Source organism: Nitrosomonas nitrosa, from assembly GCF_003051105.1.
Lineage (GTDB): Bacteria > Pseudomonadota > Gammaproteobacteria > Burkholderiales > Nitrosomonadaceae > Nitrosomonas > Nitrosomonas nitrosa.
The window spans coordinates 71316-86947 of sequence record NZ_QAOO01000007.1 but is presented as its reverse complement, the minus strand read 5'-3'; the positions used below and the strand labels follow the sequence as shown (position 1 = coordinate 86947).

At 45.1% G+C, this 15632-nt stretch carries 18 protein-coding genes and 1 pseudogene; 8 read left to right on the top strand and 11 right to left on the bottom strand.

The features are described from left to right. Positions 1–24 precede the first annotated feature (24 nt). Positions 25–1392, bottom strand: coding sequence for an FAD-binding oxidoreductase (locus C8R30_RS05335; protein ID WP_107789712.1), 1368 nt, complete (start codon positions 1390–1392; stop codon positions 25–27). Positions 1393–1402: 10 nt separating this feature from the next. After that, a complete protein-coding gene (locus C8R30_RS05330) occupies positions 1403–1981 on the bottom strand; it encodes a BON domain-containing protein (protein WP_090667645.1) in 579 nt (192 codons plus the stop codon). A gap of 184 nt (positions 1982–2165) precedes the next feature. Here C8R30_RS05330 and argB point away from each other — a divergent pair, with 184 nt between their 5' ends. Further along, the gene (argB, locus tag C8R30_RS05325) at positions 2166–3053 is read left to right on the top strand and encodes an acetylglutamate kinase (RefSeq protein ID WP_090667642.1); all 888 of its coding nucleotides are present in this window, start codon (positions 2166–2168) and stop codon (positions 3051–3053) included. A gap of 142 nt (positions 3054–3195) precedes the next feature. On the opposite strand, the pseudogene C8R30_RS05320 reads toward argB, so the two are convergent. Continuing rightward, positions 3196–3641: pseudogene (locus C8R30_RS05320) on the bottom strand (YbhB/YbcL family Raf kinase inhibitor-like protein). Positions 3642–3997: 356 nt separating this feature from the next. Between C8R30_RS05320 and C8R30_RS05315 the strand changes: the two are divergent. Then, positions 3998–4699 (top strand): hypothetical protein, encoded by a 702-nt coding sequence (locus C8R30_RS05315; protein WP_090667636.1) that lies wholly within the window; start codon positions 3998–4000, stop codon positions 4697–4699. 57 nt (positions 4700–4756) lie between these two features. On the opposite strand, the gene C8R30_RS15825 is transcribed toward C8R30_RS05315, so the two are convergent. Then, on the bottom strand, positions 4757–4921 hold the full coding sequence (locus C8R30_RS15825) for a hypothetical protein (protein ID WP_177182302.1): 165 nt from the start codon (positions 4919–4921) through the stop codon (positions 4757–4759). Between the two features lie 337 nt (positions 4922–5258). Here C8R30_RS15825 and C8R30_RS05310 point away from each other — a divergent pair, with 337 nt between their 5' ends. From C8R30_RS05310 to C8R30_RS05295, 4 genes are all read left to right on the top strand, one after another. Next, the gene (locus C8R30_RS05310) at positions 5259–5696 is read left to right on the top strand and encodes an Hsp20/alpha crystallin family protein (RefSeq protein WP_090667633.1); all 438 of its coding nucleotides are present in this window, start codon (positions 5259–5261) and stop codon (positions 5694–5696) included. A 145-nt stretch (positions 5697–5841) separates the two neighbouring features. Further along, positions 5842–7761 (top strand): ATP-binding cassette domain-containing protein, encoded by a 1920-nt coding sequence (locus C8R30_RS05305; protein ID WP_090667630.1) that lies wholly within the window; start codon positions 5842–5844, stop codon positions 7759–7761. 158 nt (positions 7762–7919) lie between these two features. Then, positions 7920–8210 (top strand): c-type cytochrome, encoded by a 291-nt coding sequence (locus C8R30_RS05300; RefSeq protein WP_090667798.1) that lies wholly within the window; start codon positions 7920–7922, stop codon positions 8208–8210. A 28-nt stretch (positions 8211–8238) separates the two neighbouring features. Further along, positions 8239–8565, top strand: coding sequence for a c-type cytochrome (locus C8R30_RS05295; protein WP_090667628.1), 327 nt, complete (start codon positions 8239–8241; stop codon positions 8563–8565). Positions 8566–8680: 115 nt separating this feature from the next. Here the strand turns inward: C8R30_RS05295 and C8R30_RS05290 are convergent, their stop codons facing one another. From C8R30_RS05290 to aat, 6 genes are read right to left on the bottom strand one after another with little or no spacing between them, the layout of a single operon-like run. After that, complete coding sequence (locus C8R30_RS05290; protein ID WP_177182301.1) at positions 8681–9118, bottom strand: DUF1841 family protein; 438 nt, start codon at positions 9116–9118, stop codon at positions 8681–8683. Further along, positions 9111–9782, bottom strand: a complete 672-nt coding sequence (gene nth, locus C8R30_RS05285; RefSeq protein WP_090667622.1) for an endonuclease III — start codon at positions 9780–9782, stop codon at positions 9111–9113. The genes C8R30_RS05290 and nth overlap by 8 nt, the downstream gene beginning before the upstream one ends. 12 nt (positions 9783–9794) lie before the next feature. After that, positions 9795–10457 (bottom strand): electron transport complex subunit RsxB, encoded by a 663-nt coding sequence (gene rsxB, locus C8R30_RS05280; protein ID WP_107789711.1) that lies wholly within the window; start codon positions 10455–10457, stop codon positions 9795–9797. Continuing rightward, a complete protein-coding gene (locus tag C8R30_RS05275; protein WP_107789710.1) occupies positions 10454–11476 on the bottom strand; it encodes a quinone-dependent dihydroorotate dehydrogenase in 1023 nt (340 codons plus the stop codon). Before C8R30_RS05275 ends, rsxB begins: the two co-directional genes overlap by 4 nt. A 60-nt stretch (positions 11477–11536) precedes the next feature. Next, a complete protein-coding gene (locus tag C8R30_RS05270; RefSeq protein ID WP_090667795.1) occupies positions 11537–12244 on the bottom strand; it encodes an arginyltransferase in 708 nt (235 codons plus the stop codon). Between the two features lies 1 nt (position 12245). Further along, a complete protein-coding gene (gene aat / locus C8R30_RS05265; RefSeq protein ID WP_107789709.1) occupies positions 12246–12947 on the bottom strand; it encodes a leucyl/phenylalanyl-tRNA--protein transferase in 702 nt (233 codons plus the stop codon). Between the two features lie 178 nt (positions 12948–13125). Between aat and C8R30_RS05260 the strand changes: the two genes are divergently transcribed. After that, positions 13126–13965: a porin family protein gene (locus tag C8R30_RS05260; protein WP_258191945.1), complete on the top strand. Its 840-nt coding sequence runs from the start codon at positions 13126–13128 to the stop codon at positions 13963–13965. Positions 13966–14209: 244 nt separating this feature from the next. On the opposite strand, the gene C8R30_RS05255 is transcribed toward C8R30_RS05260, so the two are convergent. After that, positions 14210–15046, bottom strand: a complete 837-nt coding sequence (locus C8R30_RS05255) for an SDR family oxidoreductase (protein WP_090667607.1) — start codon at positions 15044–15046, stop codon at positions 14210–14212. A gap of 131 nt (positions 15047–15177) precedes the next feature. Between C8R30_RS05255 and C8R30_RS05250 the strand changes: the two genes are divergently transcribed. Beyond that, positions 15178–15546, top strand: coding sequence for a DUF6164 family protein (locus tag C8R30_RS05250; RefSeq protein WP_090667604.1), 369 nt, complete (start codon positions 15178–15180; stop codon positions 15544–15546). The last annotated feature ends 86 nt before the right edge of the window (positions 15547–15632 follow it).

Below are 15632 nucleotides of genomic sequence, written 5' to 3'. Positions count from 1 at the left end.
TAACGGGGTTTTTTGTTGAGCTTGTTAAGGAAATAATTTTCCTGGATTAAGGATATTGTTAGGATCGAATAACTGCTTAATACCTTTCATGATGGTAAGCGTGGGAGGATCGATTTCTTTATGAATATAAGCACGTTTCTCGCTTCCAACACCATGTTCGCCCGACAACGTACCGTTAAGATTGATAACGAGGTCAAAAATTTCATTCAAGCATTTTTCCGCCCGGATGCTTTCCTCCTTGTTATCTGGATCGATAAGAAGATTGACATGAATGTTACCGTTACCGGCATGCCCAAAGTTGACATTCGCTATTTGATAGTGACGAGTGAGTGATGCGAGCTGATCTAGAAATTGTGGTAATGTATTTACGGGGACCACGATATCCTCATTGATTTTCTTCGGCGCAATGTCGCGTAGCAGTGGTGATAACGCTTTTCGAGCTTTCCATAAATGTGCTGTGTCAGTGGTTTGTTCTGCATGTAGCAGACCTGGGTTGCGGCAAGCGGCTAGAATAGTTTGCGAGATTTCAGAAATATCGTGTTGTGATCCGTCAACTTCGATCATCAGCATTGCCTGGGAGTGTGCAGGCAGTAAATCTGGGAAACGATTTCGTATCAGATTTAAAGCGCCTGCATCAAGGAATTCTAAGGCGCTGGGCCCCTTGGAAATCCCCATGATCGACACGATTGCGGCTGCGCAGCTGATGGAATCTCGGTAATGCGCGACTAAACCGCCCAGCTTCTCGGGCAAGGGTGTTAGTTTAAGGGTTGCTTCTACAATGATCGCAAGCGTGCCTTCAGATCCAATGAGCAATCGTGTGAGGTCGTAACCAACTACACCTTTTGTCGTGTAACAGCCCGTTTTAATGGGTATCCCCGCGCCGGTTACTGCCTTTAATCCTAATACATGATCTCGTGTGGTGCCGTATTTTACAGCATGAGGCCCCCCCGCGCTGGTGGCGAGATTTCCTCCAATAGTAGAGAAGCCTGCGCTTGATGGATCGGGTGGCCAAAAAAAACCGGCAGGCTTGACAGCCTCTTGAATCTCTTGATTGAGTACGCCGGGCTCGGCAACGATAACCCTGTTCGCTAGATCAACTTGGATGATCCTTACCATGCGCTCAAGTGATAATGCAACCCCGCCTTTTTCGGGGAGACTACCTCCCGATGTGCCTGTTCCACGTCCGCGTGGGGTTAGAGGGATATTGTGGGCATTGCAAAGTACCGTAATTGCTTGAATTTCCTCGATAGTAAGTGGAAAAACAACCGCCTCAGGTGGGAAAATTTTTCTACTATTATCGTATGCGTAGCTATAGCATTCTACCGGATCAGTATAAATCCGCTCGGGAGGAAGTAGCGTATGGAGCTGAGTTATAAAATCGATCGGTAGCATTCAACTGAAACTAGTTAAGATATTCGAATACCTTGACAACTTTCCTTACTCCGGCTGTTGTGCTCGCTATTTGAGCTGCATCATCCGCCTCTTCACGGGTAACGAGCCCGAGTAAATAGACAACGCTATTCTCGGTAACCACTTTGATATAGTTTATTTGAAATTTTCTTTGGCTAAGAAAACGCCCTTTCACCTTTGATGTAATCAGAGAATCATTCGTTCGTGCAGAAAGTGCAGTTCTTTCAGCTATTTCAATTTCATTGAAAACATTACGAACATTATCGATGCTCATAGCGAGCTTCTCGGCTTCCATCTTCATGGATTCATTGGGAGCTTCTCCTGTCAAGAGCACATTGCGATTAAAACTGGTGACATTGATACGAACATTGCGTTCGAGTTGTTCGTGGATCCGCCTGCTTGTTTTAAGTTCAATCGCTTGATCTTCAATAAAAATTCCTGTGGTGCGGCGATCCTCGCTCATGAGTGCTCCCGTCCCAGCACCGACACCCACACCGGTTACAGCAAGCGGCACGCATCCAGATAGGATAAGAAAAGGCAATACAAGTAACAAAAGATTTTTATATTTCATGCGTTTCATTTTTGGTATGAGTAAATTCATTTTTGATCTTACAGTAAAATAGCGTTGAAACGGAATCGTATCACCAATAATTTGGTACGAAAGAAGTGTAAATCAGCCTAATATTGACTAATTGGCAATCATAACTTGATATTGCTGGAAATATTTAATTTAAACTGTTCACATTTAGATAAAAATGACGCTATCTCCTTCTACTGCAAAAGAAAAAGCTAAAATCCTCGCTGAGGCACTTCCCTATATCCGGCGTTTCCACAATAAAACCATCGTAATCAAATATGGGGGGAATGCAATGATAGAAGAAGAGCTCAAACAGGGTTTTGCTCGTGATGTCGTTTTATTGAAGCTCGTTGGTATGAACCCTGTGATCGTGCATGGTGGTGGACCGCAGATAGATCGGATGTTAAAGCGCGTAGGGAAAGAAGGGGTTTTTATTCAAGGAATGCGCGTTACTGATGCTGAAACCATGGATGTCGTCGAGATGGTGCTGGGCGGGCTGGTGAATAAGGATATCGTAAATCTTATTAACCGTCATGGTGGTCAGGCTGTTGGCCTGACTGGCAAAGATGGTGCATTTATTCGAGCTAGGAAAATGCTCATACAAGATAAAGAGAGGGCGGGGGAATGGATCAATATCGGTCAAGTAGGTGAAATTGAGCGAATAGACCCCTCGCTGATAGCATTGCTCGATACACGTGATTTTATTCCGGTGATAGCGCCAATCGGTGTGGGTGAAGATGGTCAGTCATACAACATCAATGCGGATTTGGTTGCTGGCAAGCTAGCTGAAATTCTGAGGGCTGAAAAATTAATACTCCTGACTAACACGCCTGGTGTGCTCGATAAACATGGTAATTTATTAACAGGGTTGACAGCAAGTCGGGTCGATGAGCTGTTTGCAGATGGGACTATTTCCGGCGGGATGTTACCCAAGATTAGCTCAGCATTGGATGCGGTAAAAAATGGTGTTAAGTCTTGCCATATCATCGATGGGCGCGTAGTACATGCATTGTTATTGGAAATTCTGACAGATGAAGGGGTGGGTACATTGATTAGGGAAAATTGACAATACCCTATTCATAAGAAGCACGATGTCAGCATGAGTAGGGTATCGGTGGAGCAAGGCGCAGAGCATTATTCTTATAGATTATTTATGCGCTTTTTCGGAAAGATAAGCAGCATAGTCTGTATAAGGTGCGCTATATAAATTAATCGGTTTCCTGCGAATGGCGGTGATAACGTCCGATTAATTCTGTTTGTGTAATAATGTGGCCTTGCATAGCAGCTTCAAGCTCAGATTTGGTCGGATGTTTTAAATCAGGTAAGACAACATCCAGAGCATATAATTTGTGGAAATAGCGGTGCACACCAATGGGGGGCAAGGTCCACCATATCCAGTACGCTTCCAATCGTTAATACCCTGTAAGGTACCCGTTGGTAGTTTGTTTCCTGCGATGTTTTCGGGCAATTCGTTGACGTGTGCAGGAATGTTATAAAGAACCCAGTGCACCCATGTCATTTTAGGTGCATTAGGGTCGGGAGCGTCGGGATCATCGACAATCAGTACCAGGCTTTTAGCATGATCGGGAACTCCCGACCAGGAAAGTGCCGGGGAAATATCTTGGCCATCACAGGTATATAGGGTCGGAATCATACCATCATGAGTGAAAGAAGGGGATGTCAGGGTGAGTGCCATTGTCTTCTCCTTATTAATTGATGAAGTGTTATCCTCGGCGCGGGTTGTCTGGATGAAACAGGCGAAAAGTGCAATCATTAGCGCAATAAGCGCTATCTGAGGGAAGAAACGAGGGCGGTCGGCATTTCCTAGATAAGATTCACGGTAATATTTCATGTTATTTCCTCTCTGTGCAAATAACCAATCAGTTTCGATCACTGACCAGCGGATCAAGGTATGAAAAGAATATTGCTTTTATGGTGCATCTACAAGCAAATAGAAAAAAGTGATATCTATCTCAAAGTAATTGATGCTGAATCAAGAGAGCTCATGAAATGAGCAATCATTTATCCCCACCGGCCTTGGTGACTCAAATGGGAGGAAGCTATGCTGCGAAGCTTGGAATCAATTTAGATAGCTTAAACACCCATGAAGTTTACAAATGGTTTGTTGCGTCTTTACTTTATGGTGCGCCTATTTCTGGAAGTGTTGCTACGCGTACTTGGCATGTATTTGCGAAGAATGACATACTCACACCAAAACGGATGATTGAGAGGGGCTGGGACAAGTTGGTCAGTTTGCTAGATCAAGGAGGCTATGTACGATATGACTATAAAACTGCGACCAAGCTACTTGATGTCAATCATGCTTTACTAAAGGACTATGCAGGCAATCTTAATGAGCTACATGCTGCAGCTACAGATGATCGGGATCTAGAGCAACGTATCATGGATCTAGGCAAGGGAGTGGGTAAGGTAACAGTCAATATTTTTTTACGAGAGCTACGTGGGAGATGGATAAAAGCAAATCCCCCGCTGTCACCCCTTGCGCTTAAGGCGGCGCAGATACTCGGTTATTTTCCGGATAACTGGAACGGTGATCCTGATGATGTGCTCGCCTATTTGCAGGGGTTATGGAAAAAATGCGGAATGACGGCAGAGCGCTTTTGTGATTTTGAAGCAGCAATGATCAGGAAGGGACTGGAGATTAGACGGAGCGAGGGTCGTCATCGGAGACTGGTTGGGATAGGGCAGTAATTGTTCCCGTGTGTCCAGGGCTTCGATTACTTGAACATAGAATAATGACATCGAGCTTTATTTACGGTGATTGACTATCAATGCGACAATTTCCACACCCAGGCCAAGGCCTAGAAGGATCGTCCCGATCCATGCATTCTCGGGTGCAAATAAGATGAGTAAGCCACCCAGAATAAATAGGGGAATGGATAATACACGGTTGGTACGAGGTTTTTTGAACATCGGTAATTCTCCATAGTGGCTGAAAAATTATGCTTGAATCGCTACAACATATTGATACTTTATTCGCATCATAACGCTTTATGACAGGTCTTTTTAGAAATAGACCAGATTTTCTATCAATTAGTGCCCTGAGCGCTGTGCATGATCATATGAGCTCTTTATTCAATCGATCACTATAAGTTTTTATTGAATATAAGTTGAAAACAGGATCAGTGATCCTATATTACTGCCATAATCCTTTACCACTTAATCGAAGGGTTTTCCTGAGGAGAAGTTATAAAGGTTTCCTCATGAGGTTGTACTCAAGAGAAGCCTATTATTTAACATGGAGGTAGTTATGGCAATTACACGATATGAACCTTGGGGTTTGTTAACCCAACTTCAAAAAGAATTGGAACAAATGCGAGGCGATGTAGTCCGAGAAGGTTCTTCAGCGACTGCGGAGTGGGCGCCGGCAGTTGATATCAAAGAAGAGCCCGATAAGTTTGTTTTGTATGCCGATTTGGCTGGAGTTAAGCCAGAAGAAATCGATATTAGCATGGAAAATGGCGTATTGACGATCAAAGGTGAGAAAAAAACCGAGGCGAAAACAGAAAAAGAGGGATATAAGCGAGTAGAAAGAACCTTTGGTTCATTTTATCGCCGCTTTAGCCTACCCGATACAGCAAATCCGGAAGCAATATCGGCCGTTTCTAAACATGGTGTGCTGGAAATCACGATTCCTAAACGAGAATCTGTGCAACCCAAGAAGATCAACGTGACATCAGCTGAGTAATGAATGGAGCCCTCGGGCTCCATTTCTTTAGCTTTCAACAAAATAATTCGTTACGGATCATCGTAGCGAATTATTTTGCCGTGCATTGCTATTCATGTAAGAATGGCTCGCTTTATTTTCTGTCAATCAACACATCCGGTTTCTCATGCCCCTCATAACACTCGAGAATGCCTGTCTAGCATTCGGTCACCATCTGTTACTCGATCGCGTGAACTTACAGCTCGATCCAGGCGAGCGTATCGGTCTAATCGGTCGTAATGGAACCGGTAAATCGAGTCTATTGCGTGCAATTGCTGGAGAGATCGAACTTGATGATGGCATTCTTTGGCATGCGCCTGCCTTGAAATTAGCTTATGTATCCCAGGAACCTCAATTTGTAGATGGCAACACAGTATTTGAAGAGATTGCCAGCGGGCTAGGCAATCTGAGCCAAGCATTGCTTGAATATCATCGGATTTCTCAGAAATTGAGTAATAGTGGAAAAAATACGCAAGTATTGCTCGAACATTTACAAGAAATGCAAAATATTTTGGAGGCGCAAGACGGCTGGCGTATACAGAGTCGAGTCGAGGCGGTGATAGATCGTCTAAAGCTACCTGAGGATGCCCTCATTGGAAGCTTATCTGGGGGTGTACGCAAGCGTGTTGCACTTGCCCGTGCTTTAGTGATTATGCCGGATGTTTTATTGCTGGATGAACCAACCAATCATTTGGATTTTGCTTCAATCGAATGGCTGGAAGGCTTGCTTAAAGATTTTTCCGGGAGCGTTATCTTCATCACGCACGACCGGCGCTTCCTGGACAATGTTGCTACCCGAATTATCGAGTTGGATCGTGGCAGTTTGGAGAGTTTTTCTGGAAATTTTGCAGCATATCAGCAAAGAAAAACTGAAATGCTCGAGACTGAGGCCGTGCACCAGCAGAAATTCGATAAAGTGCTAACGCAAGAAGAAATCTGGATACGTAAAGGTGTTCAAGCCAGGCGCACGCGTAATGAGGGGCGAGTGAGGCGGCTGGAAGCGCTGCGTTTGGAGCGTGCGGCAAGACGTGACCGTATGGGTTCTGTTAATTTTAATATTGAGGTTGGTGCACGCTCGGGGCAACTGATAGCAGAACTTGAACATGTGAGTAAGCGTTTCGGTGACAAATGCGTGATCAATGATTTTTCATGCAGGATCATGCGAGGAGATCGCATTGGGCTACTTGGCCCAAATGGAGCTGGTAAATCAACACTGCTAAAACTAATTTTGGGAGAGCTGACGCCTGATGAGGGCAGTATCCGTCAAGGAACGAAGCTCGCGGTCGCTTATTTCGATCAAATGCGGGATCAGTTGAACGATGAACTGACCTTGGTAGAGTCCATCAGTCAAGGTTCCGATTTTGTCGAGGTCAATGGCGTACGCAAGCATGTTATCAGCTATTTAGAAGATTTTTTGTTTGCACCGCTGCGTGCACGTTCGCCGGTTAAATCATTGTCGGGCGGAGAACGAAACAGGCTACTGCTGGCACGCTTGTTTACGCGCCCCGCAAATGTGCTGGTGCTGGATGAACCGACCAACGATCTTGATATTGATACACTCGAATTGTTAGAACAATGGCTGCAGAATTATCAGGGCACCTTGTTTCTGGTCAGTCATGACCGTGCATTTCTCGATAATATCGTAACTCAAGTAATTGCTTTTGAGGGAAATGGTCGGTTGGTAGAATATGTCGGAGGATATGCGGACTGGATGCAGAGTAAGCAGGCAACGCAAACAGCCTCTCAGATAACGAGCAAGGCAAAATCCATTGCTGTTGCTCAGGATAAGAAAATCAAATCTCCATCCCGCTCCAAGCTGAGCTATCAAGAAGCGCGAGAACTGGCTGCATTGCCAGAAAAAATTGATCAGCTTGAGCAGGAGCAATCAACCCTCTCGACACGATTGAGTGATCCGGCCATCTATCGTAATGGACCAGAGGAAGCCAGAGCATTACAGCACCGTTTTTCAATCTTGCAAGAAGAGCTGGCAAAATGTTTTGTGCGCTGGGAGGAATTGGAAGCCAAGCAATCAGCATCAGAACGCTAGAGGGACAAATTCTGCGGATAATTTCCCTATCCGCAATAGGGAGATTGCTATTATATTCATTGACTTAACATCACTCATCGTTTAAAGTTCATCTTTTTGAGAGGAGAACGCACAAAGTGAAAAAGTCAGTAGCCGTTAAACTATTACTTGCTACCGGCATGATTTTGGCCTTTTCGGGTGCAGTACAAGCAGCCGGCAATGCTGAAGCAGCCAAAGATAAAGTTTCCATGTGTATAGGTTGCCATGGAATTGAAGGTTATAAAACTGCATATCCTATCGTCTACCATGTACCAAAACTTGGTGGTCAACATGCGGCGTATTTAGCCAAAGCGTTAAAAGACTATAGATCAGGTGAGCGTAACCATCCTAGCATGACCGCAGTTGCGGCAACGCTTTCGGATGAGGATATCGAGGATTTGGCAGCTTATTATGCTAATGCCGACAATTAATTTTTTCCATTAACGCAAGGATTAGATCATGAAGAAATATGTTGTTGCCGCAGTGAGCGGTGTGGTGTTTTTCTTTGCCGGACAAAGTATTGCTGCCGATATTGAAGCCGGTAAAAGAAAAGCTGATGAAGTTTGTGCATCCTGTCATGGACCGGATGGAAATAGCCCAGTACCTAATTTTCCGAAGATTGCTGGTCAACCTAGAACATATATCGAGAAAGCCCTCAAGGATTATAAAACGGGCGAGCGTAAAGACCCCATTATGGCTGGTATGGCTGCAGCACTGAGTGAGGCAGATATCGAGAATTTGGCTTTTTATTACTCCAGCCAATCTGGCTTATATGTAAAGCGGTAAGGAGTTTGTGATCGGGTTGATCATAATTTGACCGGTTTTTTATAGAATAAGAAAAAATAAAAACGGAATGTATGCCTTCATACATTCCGTTTTTTTATCGCATCCAACGATCATTCTACTTCAATGATTCTTCTACTTTAGCTAGGCAGTCGAAGTAGATCTGCGCATCTGGGGGAGTCTGATGACGCTGGGATTGCCAAAGCATCTCGGCTAGACATTCAATGATTATGTGGGTGGCGCTATGCTCGTCACCCGTTTTTGCTCGGAGATTTTCGAATTTCTGGCGAATCCCAATGGGCTGATCGATAGATAATTGCTCTTTGATTGCAACGTGCATGCTCATGTGAAGGAAAGGGTTGGTTTCGCCCATTTCAGGGAAATAATCTTTATCGCGATAACGTTCTTCATCATCAAGTATGCCCTGGTATTCTGGGTGTAATAAAATGACCTCCAGCGCGATCGTTTCTATTCCAGATAAGATTTCCTGTCGGTGGTATTTGCGCCATGTGTCGAAGAATAATTGGCGGACCTGTGTTCTTGATGGATTAAACATTGGCAGAACTTGATGGGATTAACAGGGTATTTTCAAAATTCTTATGTTTATACTCACATAAATCATTGATACAACAATGACTACACAAAGGTTTTCTAGCTTTACAAATATATCGCCCATGTAAAATCAGCCAGTGGTGCGCATCATGACGGAATGCTGTGGGAACAACTTTCATGAGTTTGCGTTCTACTTCAAGCACGTTCTTGCCCGGAGCGATACCTGTACGGTTGGCTACTCGGAAAATGTGTGTATCTACCGCGATAGTCGCTTCACCGAAGGCCGTATTCAAAATCACGTTAGCTGTTTTGCGGCCTACCCCTGGCAGTTTCTCCAGTTCCTCGCGCGTTCTTGGTACTTGGCTATGATGATTTTGGATAAGTAGTTGGCAAGTAGCCAGGATATTTTTCGTTTTTGTTCGATATAAGCCAATACGTTGAACCAGATTGCTTAAGCCTGTTTCACCCAATGCAATTATTTGTTCAGGTGTATTGGCCAATGCGAATAATTTTCTGGTTGCTAGATTGACACTTTTGTCTGTAGCTTGCGCAGAAAGTATGACTGCCACCAGTAGCTCGAATGGTGTGTTGTATTCGAGCTCGGTTGTTGGGTGGGGATTGGCTGCTCTGAAGCGGGTAAAAATTTCGTAACGTTTGGCGGCATTCATGGTTGTGAACGTTTATTGCCGATCGGAAGTTTCTGTGCGCGTTGCTAGTACACGCGCCATGGCTGCTTGAATCGCTGTTTTTTTCAGATCAGCTTTCCCGGTTTCTGAGGCGAAATCATCGACTACTTGGGATTTTTGAGCAAGTTTCTGGGTTTGCTGCTGTTTCTCGCGTGCCAACCTTTGTAATCTGGATTGATGGCGGATGCGTGCACGATCGGCCGCTTTTTGTTTCATCTCCTGAGCATCGTCTGCAGGATAGGGTGCAGCTGGAATCATACTGATGCAATCAACCGGGCAAGGTGCGACACATCGCTCGCATCCCGTGCACTCAGCAGCCAGGATGGTATGCATTTGTTTGGCTGCGCCGACAATCGCATCGACAGGACATGCCTGTAGGCAAAACGTACAGCCTATGCATTGTTCCTCATTGATAAATGCGACCGATTTGGGCTTGGGCACGCCATGCAATGTGTTTAAAGGCTTAAATGCAACGCCTAATAATGCCGCAAGCTTCCGGATACCTTCTGCATCTCCAGGGGGACATTGATTGATATCGGCGTTCCCCTCAGCAATGGCCGTTGCATAAGGCAGACAACCGGAATAGCCACATTGACCGCATTGTGTCTGTGGCAGAATTGCATCGATCTGTTCGATTAATTTACTTTTATCAGTCATCGTGACGAGGGCGTGCAAATGGTTTTGATGGATTGCCTAATCAGGCTAGGGCCTTGGTATATCAGGCCAGTATAGATTTGAATCAAGCTTGCGCCAGCATCTACTTTTTCTTTTGCATCTTCTGCAGATAGGATACCACCGACGCCGATAATAGGCAGTGCACCCGCTAACAAAGCATGCAAATTCTTAATGATCCGCGTGCTGGGTGACTTAAGCGGGGTGCCGCTTAGACCACCTGTTTCGTCAGCATGCGGCAAGTGTGCCACATCCTGACGTGCAATAGTCGTATTGGTGGCAATGACGCCATCGATGCGATGCTTCAGCAAGAGTGCGGCAATAGCTTCTAGCTGTACGCATTCTAGATCAGGTGCGATCTTAACCACGAGCGGCGTGTATTTACCATGCTGATCGCTTAGTTGGGTTTGCGCAGTTTTCAGTGTTTCTAAAAGTTGATCTAACGCGGCAGCATTCTGCAATCGTCTCAAGTCTCGGGTATTGGGAGAAGATATGTTGAGAGTAATATAGCTTGCGTATCGATAAGCTTTATGAAAACAAATCAAATAATCTTCGACCGCTTTTTCTACGGGGGTATCAAAATTTTTACCGATATTGATGCCCAATATGCCCTGGAAATGGCTGTTCCTAATATTGACGATCAATTGATCGATGCCATCATTGTTGAATCCCATGCGGTTGATAATGGCATTAGCTTGTGGTAGACGAAACAAACGTGGGCGGGGATTACCCGGCTGTGGACGGGGTGTGACCGTGCCAACCTCTATAAAACCAAATCCTAGTTTTGCCAACGGATCGATATAAGCGCCATTTTTATCCAATCCGGCTGCCAACCCGACTGGATTGGGAAAATCCAACCCCATCACCCTGCGCGCTTGGCAGGGATATACGTAATTTGGAAGTAACCCAAGCTTCTCCAAAAATCGTAAACCCCCGAGAGAAGCGCTATGCGCGGTTTCGGGGTCAAGTGAAAACAGAAATGGTCGAACGAGGCGGTATAGCATCGGCAACTATTTTATCCTGAACAGCAGATGGTGTGTATTAGTTAACTCGCAGTATCTTGATCAAGAGGATGAATGCTGGTTAAAGGCTTGCCACTGTCCATTGACCAGGCTTTGCAGGGGCTGAAAATTGGCCTTGTAGCACATTTTTCGGTTCTCTCCTATCCAATAGCCCAAATAAAGATAGGGCAGTTGATTGATGCGGCACTGCTCTATCTGCCACAAGATGTTGTAAGTGCCAAAACTGGCATTCAACACATCCGGGTCGAAAAAAGTATAGACCGAAGAGAGACCATCCGGTAGCTGGTCGATAATGCTGATCATCCGAAGATGATGGTGTTCATGGAAGGTTATCAGGCGAGAGTCGACATTGCTTTGCAGCAAAAAGTTACTGTATTGGTCGCGGTTATCGTAATCCATGCCACCATGAGCATGCCGTTTTGCCTGATAGCGCCGGTACAGTCGGTAGTGATCGGGGTGATAGTGCAATTGATGCTGGGTAGCTGCTAGATGCTGATGCCGTTTCCAAACTCTACGCTGTGCACGGTTGGCCTTAAACTGATCGACGATGATACGTACGGGTATACAGGCCTCGCACTGCTCGCAGTTTGGGCGATAAACAAAGCTGCCACTGCGGCGGAATCCTTTTCTGATCAATTGCGCGTAGGTCGGTGTATCGATCAGGTGATCAGGTATGGCGATTTGAGAGCGGGCAAGTTTACTGGGCAAGTAGCTGCACGGATATAATTCGGTAGTATGAAATCTCATCATATCAATCCGGATAAACATAATCAAAATGCCATTTTCTGGCTATTTCGGGTTTGTTGACAAGGTTGTTTAGTATTTGAGCGAAATCTGCCCGAGGAATTTCTCTGGCACCGAACGAGGCAAGGTGCTTTGTTTTCATCTGACAGTCAATCATGCCAAAATTCCAGCATTCCAATTGCTTAACCAAATGCACAAAGGCAATTTTAGAAGCATCCGTGACACGGGAAAACATCGATTCGCCAAAAAACATTTTTCCAATTGCAATGCCATAGAGTCCTCCTGCCAGCTCTCCATCGATCCACGTTTCAACTGAGTGAGCAATGCCACGTTCATGGAGCGCAGTATAGGCCAAAATCATTTCTGGATGAATCCATGTGCCCGATTGTGCTTTGCGGGGCGCAGCACATGCTTGCATGACAGAAGTAAAAACGCTATCGGTGCGGATTTCATAATGATGTTTCTTCAATGTTTTGTGTAGCGAACGCGCTATTGTTAATTCTTTTGGAAATAGCACCATACGTGGATTGGGACTCCACCATAGTATAGGCTCACCTTGATTGAACCAAGGAAAAATGCCGGCACGATACGCATTCAAAAGACGCTGCGGTGAAAGATCACCTCCTGCGGCAAGCAAGCCGTTCGGTGCATCGAGCGCTCTTTCCAGAGGGGGAAAATACTCATCATTGGGAGCGAGCCAGTGGATCATAAGTTTATTGGGTATTGATTACAGAAAACTTGATTTAGATCAAAGTTCAAATTGCCCTATTTTTTTATTATCATAACAACGCATCATCTGTTAAATAAAAATACAAAAGGAGCGCGGAATGTATCACTTTTGTCACAAAATGCGTTTAATAACGAATGCAATCGCAGGTTTATTTGCTATGAGCAGTTTAGTGGTTTCCTCACAAACATTTGCCCAAAGTAGCGCAAAGACGCACGCTTTGGAGCAACAAATCAAGGTACTCGAAAATCAATTAAAAGCGATTCGGCAAGAGCTCGATCATGTGAAAGAGAGAACTGTTCAGGACGAACAAGAGATCCGAAAAGTAAAAGAAGAAGTTGCTCGAGAAGAACAAGAAGTAAAAGAGATAAAGGTAAAGCATGAAGAAATCTACCGGGAAATGGCTCGCAGAGAACGGTTGTTATTTTTCCGAGGTGGCTATGCGCACAATTTGCAAGGGCGTAATGGTTCTTCTTTGCAGAGCAATGTCGTACCGCTCGGCGCTCAGGAGGCGGGTGACAATGATGGCTGGTATATTGGCGCAGGGTTCGATTGGAATCTCACAAGGGATGTGTGGGGAATGTTGCCTAAAACAAGCGTTTTTGCCGAATTGATGTTTGAATACAAAAAGTTTGGCAGGGCGCAAGGTAACGCGCTGGCTAATGCCCCTTCTCAATTGGCGGGCGGGGCTTTTAATCCGCTCGGCGTAACGGTGACTCAGTTTACGGTGTCTGCTGCACCCAAAATTAAGTTCATGGAAGGCAGTGATTTTAGGCCTTGGATTATACCGGCAGGTTTTGCAGTGCACGTGGTCAGTCCTGCAACAGAATCGATCACTTATGTGTTTCCTGGAATGATGTTTGCTGCCGGTGCAGATTATCGAATCTGGAAAGAGTTTTATGTGGGAGTTGATGCCCGCTATCATGAAACGTTTGGCAAGACAGATGGCATCAATGTGAGTGGACTCACTGCGGGTGCTTATCTTGGAATTGGTTTCTAATGATGTTTGAAGGAGAAAAGAAGAATTTAATATTTTTAGAGATTATCTCCTGGTAGTCGTTTGTAGTGGTATGTTGTGTTATGTATTCAATTTGATGAGTTGTTTAGTTGTTTTTCTCTTCGTTCTGAACAGGGTCATTGAGAAAACAATGATTTTGTGACGAAGCCTTTGCGCCCCTCTGCTTGTTAGTAGGGGCGTTTTTTTTTGCTTTGGTTTAACCTGGATTCCTTTAAGGAATCCAGGTTCAATTGTTATTGCCTGCCTTGGCAAGTAGCCGATCCAATAAGCGAACGCTCAAGAATCGTTTGAGGAAGCCAAATAGATAGGTGGGAAAGGTCACGTAGTAACGTGGTTGAGGTTTGCGTGCTTCGAGGGCATGGATGACTCGCTTGAGCACGGCTTCTGGCGGGAGCGTGAATGGGACAGCAGGACCCGGTTTGTTCAATCGGTTCAATACGGCCAGATACTTGTCACGATGGGCGCTGTTTTCTACATTGATGTATTTTTGTAACGCTTTGAGTGCATTGGCGCGGAATTGCGTGGCAATCGGGCCGGGTTCGATCAGGCTGATAAATATTTGACTATCCATCAATTCAAGGCGCAGCGTATCACTCAAGCCTTCGATCGCGTACTTGGATGCATTGTAGGCGCCGCGGAATGGCATCGCAGCAAACCCAAGAACGGAACTGTTCTGGATAATACGCCCGTATCCTTGTTTCCGCATGATCGGCAAAACGAGATTGGTCAATTCCAGCCAGCCGAGGACATTGGTTTCAAATTGTGCGCGTAAGGCTTCCCGGCTCAAATCTTCAACTGCGCCTGGTAAGCCATAGGCACCATTATTGAACAGTGCGTACAATTCTCCACCGGTACGATGCATAATGTCCTGAAAGGCTTGCTGAATCGAAGCGGAGTCATCCAGATCCAACCGTAGGCTTTCCAATCCTTCACTGAGCAACATTTCGACACTTTGCTGCCGCCGCGCGGTAGCAAAGACGCGATATCCCCGTTTATGCAAAGCATGAGCGGTACAATAGCCGATTCCGCTGGAGCAACCAGTGATTAAAATAGTTTTTTTCATTGAGCGAACTTAATCCGAAAACAATCCATTTTGCGCCATGTCCTTTAACTTGACATCAGAATGGTCATAATCATAGCATCGTAACGTAATTTTCATTACAAAACGGCGTGACAACAGCTATTATCCTACCCATGTCAAAAATTTTATTTAAGCTCAGAAACGTTCCGGACGATGAAGCCGAGGAGGTGCGCGCTTTATTGACTGATCATCATATTGATTATTATGAGACATCGGCTGGAAACTGGGGGATATCGATGCCCGCTATTTGGGTGAGGGATGAGCGGCAATTCCAGCAAGCCAAGCAATTGTTGGATACTTACCAGGAAGCACGTTCGTTGCGAGCCAGAGCAGAATATGCGCGTCTCAAGAGAGAAGGAAAAAACAAAACGATGCTGGATAATTTTAAAGCGCGCCCCGTTTTGTTTATTGCCTATATCTTGATTGTACTGGCGTTGTTTTACCTGCATTTTAAGCTGATCATGGCGCTGGTTGAGCCGTAACTTTTTACTTACCTGCCCGATCAATTATTTTCAATCGTTCAATTTATAGCTCAATTTGAATCGCATCATCCGCTCCAAAACACTCT

What these genes read in the sequence shown, in the direction of transcription:
- C8R30_RS05335 (WP_107789712.1), bottom strand. Translation starts at nt 1,392, where the DNA reads ATGCTACCGATCGATTTTATAACTCAGCTCCATACGCTACTTCCTCCC.
- C8R30_RS05330 (WP_090667645.1), bottom strand. Translation starts at nt 1,981, where the DNA reads ATGAAATATAAAAATCTTTTGTTACTTGTATTGCCTTTTCTTATCCTA.
- argB (WP_090667642.1), top strand. Translation starts at nt 2,166, where the DNA reads ATGACGCTATCTCCTTCTACTGCAAAAGAAAAAGCTAAAATCCTCGCT.
- C8R30_RS05315 (WP_090667636.1), top strand. Translation starts at nt 3,998, where the DNA reads ATGAGCAATCATTTATCCCCACCGGCCTTGGTGACTCAAATGGGAGGA.
- C8R30_RS15825 (WP_177182302.1), bottom strand. Translation starts at nt 4,921, where the DNA reads ATGTTCAAAAAACCTCGTACCAACCGTGTATTATCCATTCCCCTATTT.
- C8R30_RS05310 (WP_090667633.1), top strand. Translation starts at nt 5,259, where the DNA reads ATGGCAATTACACGATATGAACCTTGGGGTTTGTTAACCCAACTTCAA.
- C8R30_RS05305 (WP_090667630.1), top strand. Translation starts at nt 5,842, where the DNA reads ATGCCCCTCATAACACTCGAGAATGCCTGTCTAGCATTCGGTCACCAT.
- C8R30_RS05300 (WP_090667798.1), top strand. Translation starts at nt 7,920, where the DNA reads ATGATTTTGGCCTTTTCGGGTGCAGTACAAGCAGCCGGCAATGCTGAA.
- C8R30_RS05295 (WP_090667628.1), top strand. Translation starts at nt 8,239, where the DNA reads ATGAAGAAATATGTTGTTGCCGCAGTGAGCGGTGTGGTGTTTTTCTTT.
- C8R30_RS05290 (WP_177182301.1), bottom strand. Translation starts at nt 9,118, where the DNA reads ATGTTTAATCCATCAAGAACACAGGTCCGCCAATTATTCTTCGACACA.
- nth (WP_090667622.1), bottom strand. Translation starts at nt 9,782, where the DNA reads ATGAATGCCGCCAAACGTTACGAAATTTTTACCCGCTTCAGAGCAGCC.
- rsxB (WP_107789711.1), bottom strand. Translation starts at nt 10,457, where the DNA reads ATGACTGATAAAAGTAAATTAATCGAACAGATCGATGCAATTCTGCCA.
- C8R30_RS05275 (WP_107789710.1), bottom strand. Translation starts at nt 11,476, where the DNA reads ATGCTATACCGCCTCGTTCGACCATTTCTGTTTTCACTTGACCCCGAA.
- C8R30_RS05270 (WP_090667795.1), bottom strand. Translation starts at nt 12,244, where the DNA reads ATGATGAGATTTCATACTACCGAATTATATCCGTGCAGCTACTTGCCC.
- aat (WP_107789709.1), bottom strand. Translation starts at nt 12,947, where the DNA reads ATGATCCACTGGCTCGCTCCCAATGATGAGTATTTTCCCCCTCTGGAA.
- C8R30_RS05260 (WP_258191945.1), top strand. Translation starts at nt 13,126, where the DNA reads ATGAGCAGTTTAGTGGTTTCCTCACAAACATTTGCCCAAAGTAGCGCA.
- C8R30_RS05255 (WP_090667607.1), bottom strand. Translation starts at nt 15,046, where the DNA reads ATGAAAAAAACTATTTTAATCACTGGTTGCTCCAGCGGAATCGGCTAT.
- C8R30_RS05250 (WP_090667604.1), top strand. Translation starts at nt 15,178, where the DNA reads ATGTCAAAAATTTTATTTAAGCTCAGAAACGTTCCGGACGATGAAGCC.